The following is a 3769-nucleotide window of genomic DNA, read 5'->3' on the forward strand; positions in this document are numbered from 1 at the left end:
ACAACATCCCGCCGATCCTCGCCGTGGCCGAGCACACCGGCCGCACCGGCGCCGAGCTGCTGCGCGGCATCGCCACCGGATACGAGATCCAGGTCAACCTCGTGCGCGCGATCAGCCTGCACAAGCACAAGATCGACCACGTGGCGCACCTCGGACCGAGCGCGGCAGCCGGGATCGGGACGCTGCTGGGCCTGCCCACACCGGTGATCTTCGCTGCGATCGGGCAGGCGCTCCACACCACCACCGCCACCCGGCAGTCCCGCAAGGGGCGGATCTCCACGTGGAAGGCGTACGCGCCGGCGTTCGCGGGCAAGATCGCGATCGAGTCCGTGGACCGTGCGATGCGCGGGCAGAGCTCACCCGAGCCGATCTATGAGGGCGAGGACGGCGTGATCGCCTGGATGCTCGACGGGCCGGACGCGAGCTATGAGGTGCTGCTGCCTGGTCCGGGGGAGTCCAAGCGCGCGATCCTCGAGACCTACACCAAGGAGCACTCGGCGGAGTACCAGAGCCAGGCGCTGATCGATCTGGCGCGGCGGCTGCACCGGACCCGGCCGGAGCTGGCGGACCCGGAGAACATCGCCAGCATCGTCATTCACACCTCGCACCACACCCACTACGTGATCGGCTCCGGCGCGAACGACCCGCAGAAGTACGACCCGAGCGCGACCCGCGAGACCCTCGACCACTCGATCCCCTACATCGTGGCGGTCGCGCTGCAGGACGGCACCTGGCACCACGAGCGCTCCTACGCACCCGAGCGGGCGCAGCGTCCGGACACCGTGGCGCTGTGGCAGAAGATCACCACCGACGAGGACCCGGAGTGGACGCGCCGCTACCACTCGACCGACCCCGCGGAGAAGGCGTTCGGTGGGCGGATCGAGATCACGACGACCGATGGTCGGGTGATCGTCGAGGAGATCGCCATGGCCGACGCGCACCCGCTCGGCGCCCGCCCCTTCGCGCGGGCCCAGTACGTGGAGAAATTCCGCACGCTGGCCGAGGGTGCGCTGGAACCGGCGGAGATCGAACGCTTCCTCGACGTGGCGCAGCGGCTGCCCGACCTCGCCCCCGAGGAGCTCGGCGGGCTCACGCTGACCGCCCGCCCGGGGCTGCTGGGCACGGTGCGGACCCCGGCGGGGCTGTTCTGATGCTGCACGCAGGCGCGAGCGCGAGTCAGAAGCGGCGGCAGCTGCGGGAGCGGCTCGCCTCGGGGGAGCTGCTGAGATTCCCGGGCGCGATCAACCCGCTCTCGGCGCAGCTGATCGAGGACAAGGGGTTCGAGGGCGTCTACATCTCCGGGGCCGTGCTCTCGGCCGACCTCGGCCTGCCGGACGTCGGGCTCACCACGCTCACCGAGGTCGCCGGCCGCGCCGGGCAGATCGCACGCGTGACGAACCTGCCGGCGCTCGTCGACGCCGACACCGGGTTCGGTGAGCCGATGAACGTGGCCCGCACCGTGCAGGTCCTTGAGGACGCCGGGCTCGCCGGCTGCCACATCGAGGACCAGGTCAACCCCAAGCGCTGCGGCCACCTCGATGGCAAGGCGGTCGTCGACCTCGGCACCGCCGAGCAGCGGATCAAGGCGGCTGTGAGCGCGCGGCGCGACCCTGACTTCCTCGTCATGGCACGCACCGACGTGAGAGCGCTCGAGGGGGCGGACTCCGCCGTCGAGCGGGCCAAGAGGCTCGTCGACGCGGGAGCCGACGCGATCTTCCCCGAGGCGATGGCGAACCTGGGTGAGTTCGAGAAGGTGGCCGCCGCCGTCGACGTCCCGGTGCTGGCCAACATGACCGAGTTCGGCAAGTCCGAGCTGTTCACCGTTGAACAACTAGCCGGAGCCGGCGTACAGATCGTCATCTACCCGGTCACCTTGCTCCGATTGGCGATGGGGGAGATCGAGCGGGGGCTGGACGAGATCAGCCAGGCCGGCACGCAGGCGGGCCTGGTCGAGCGGATGCAGACGCGGGCGCGGCTGTACGAGGTCATCGACTACGCGGGCTACAACGCCTTCGACAACGACATATTCACCTACGGCAGGGGCTCCGCCCCCGCGCCCCCGGACGACGAGAGTGTGTGACGATCAGAAGGAGCTGATATGAGCGAGGACATCAAGAAGGGGCTGGCGGGCGTCGTCGTCGACGTGACCGCGATCAGCAAGGTCGACCCGGAGACGAACTCGCTGTTGTACCGCGGGTACCCGGTGCAGGACCTGGCGGCGCAGCGTTCGTTCGAGGAGGTCGCCTACCTGCTGTGGCACGGCGAGCTCCCGAGTGCCGAGCAGCTCGCCGAGCAGAACGCCGCCGAGCGGGCGCAGCGTGCGCTGCCCGACCTGGTGGTCGAGGCGGTCAGCGCACTACCGACCACGTGCCACCCGATGGACGTCTGCCGCACGGCGGTCTCGGTGATCGGGGCTCACGACCCTGAGGCGGAAGATGCCTCGCCCGAGGCGAACCTCCGCAAGTCGTTGCGCCTGTTCGCCCAGTTGCCGGCCGTGGTGGCCTACGACCAGCGGCGCCGACGCGGCCAGGAGCTCGTGCCGCCGCGCGAGGACCTGGGGTATGCGGCGAACTTCCTGTGGATGACGTTCGGCGAGGACTCCGAGAGCACAGTGCCCGAGGTGGTCAAAGCGTTCGAGGTGTCGATGGTGCTGTACGCCGAGCACTCGTTCAACGCCTCCACGTTCACCGCGCGCGTCATCACCTCCACGCTCGCTGACCTGTACTCGGCGGTGACTGGGGCGATCGGTGCGCTCAAGGGGCCCCTGCACGGTGGCGCGAACGAGGCCGTGATGCACACGTTCGACGAGATCGGGTCTGCCGAGAACGCGCAGGCCTGGCTCGAGGACGCGCTCGCCACCAAGAAGAAGATCATGGGCTTCGGGCACCGCGTCTACAAGAACGGTGACTCCCGGGTGCCGACCATGAAGGCCGTGCTCGATGACCTCGTGCAGCACTACCAGCGCCCCGACCTCGGTGAGATGTACACCGCGCTGGAATCGGCGATGGGGGAGGCGAAGAACATCAAGCCGAACCTGGACTACCCGGCGGGCCCGGCGTACCACCTCATGGGCTTCGACACTCCGGCCTTCACGCCGTTGTTCGTCGCGTCGCGGGTGACGGGCTGGACCGCGCACATCATGGAGCAGCTCGCCTCGAACGCCCTGATCCGCCCGCTGAGCGAGTACGTGGGGCCGGAGCGGCGCGAGGTGCCGCCGCGCTGATCACAACTCCCTGAGGTAGCACAGCATCCGGTAGTCCTCACCCGGCTGGATGTTGGTGAAGCCGTGCCGTTCGTAGAAGCGGCGGGTATCGGTATCGATCTCGTCGACGTTGATGTGCATCTCGAGCACGCCTCGAGCTCGGAGGAGGTCGACGGCGGTGGTCACCAGACCTGTCCCGATGCCCTGGTCGCGCAGGGCGGGCGTGACGTAGAGCTCCTCGAGCTGCGCGAGCGAGCCGTCGTAGTAGGGCGTGGGGCGCAGCGTGAGGAACGCGAAGCCGGTCGGGTTCCCTTCTTGCTCGGCGAGCAGCACGACGACGTCTGGCCGGTCGAGCAACTCGGCGAACCGCGTGGTGAACTCGGCCGCGCTCGGGGTGGGTGAGTCGAACTCGGTGTTGAAGTCGTACAGGAGGCGGCCGACGGTCGCCGCGTCCGCAACGGTCGCTTCCCGCACCGCAGGCGCCTCCGCAGGCGCGGGCGGCGTGGGACGTGGTTCGGGCGCAGCCTGAGGACCGCGAAGCCGGTCGGGTTCCCTTCTTGCTCGGCG

The 3769-nt window shown here is 69.3% G+C and carries 4 protein-coding genes; 3 read left to right on the forward strand and 1 reads right to left on the reverse strand.

The window, feature by feature from the left end; genetic code table 11:
* The 3 genes from ACOJSN_RS16410 to ACOJSN_RS16420 all read left to right on the forward strand — a co-directional run.
* A partial coding sequence (locus ACOJSN_RS16410) for an MmgE/PrpD family protein (protein ID WP_420113566.1) occupies window positions 1-1151 on the forward strand: 1151 nt, incomplete at its 5' end.
* Complete coding sequence (gene prpB / locus ACOJSN_RS16415) at window positions 1151-2080, forward strand: methylisocitrate lyase (protein WP_420113567.1); 930 nt, start codon at window positions 1151-1153, stop codon at window positions 2078-2080. The genes ACOJSN_RS16410 and prpB, both read left to right, overlap by 1 nt.
* Window positions 2081-2098: 18 nt before the next feature.
* Window positions 2099-3223, forward strand: coding sequence for a bifunctional 2-methylcitrate synthase/citrate synthase (locus ACOJSN_RS16420; protein WP_420113568.1), 1125 nt, complete (start codon window positions 2099-2101; stop codon window positions 3221-3223).
* Here the strand turns inward: ACOJSN_RS16420 and ACOJSN_RS16425 are convergent, their stop codons facing one another.
* The gene (locus tag ACOJSN_RS16425) at window positions 3224-3676 is read right to left on the reverse strand and encodes a GNAT family N-acetyltransferase (protein WP_420113569.1); all 453 of its coding nucleotides are present in this window, start codon (window positions 3674-3676) and stop codon (window positions 3224-3226) included.
* Window positions 3677-3769: the final 93 nt, after the last annotated feature.

It is taken from the genome of Pseudactinotalea sp. (genome assembly GCF_048594945.1).
Lineage (GTDB): Bacteria > Actinomycetota > Actinomycetes > Actinomycetales > Beutenbergiaceae > Pseudactinotalea.

What these genes read in the sequence shown, in the direction of transcription:
- prpB (WP_420113567.1), top strand. Translation starts at nt 1,151, where the DNA reads ATGCTGCACGCAGGCGCGAGCGCGAGTCAGAAGCGGCGGCAGCTGCGG.
- ACOJSN_RS16420 (WP_420113568.1), top strand. Translation starts at nt 2,099, where the DNA reads ATGAGCGAGGACATCAAGAAGGGGCTGGCGGGCGTCGTCGTCGACGTG.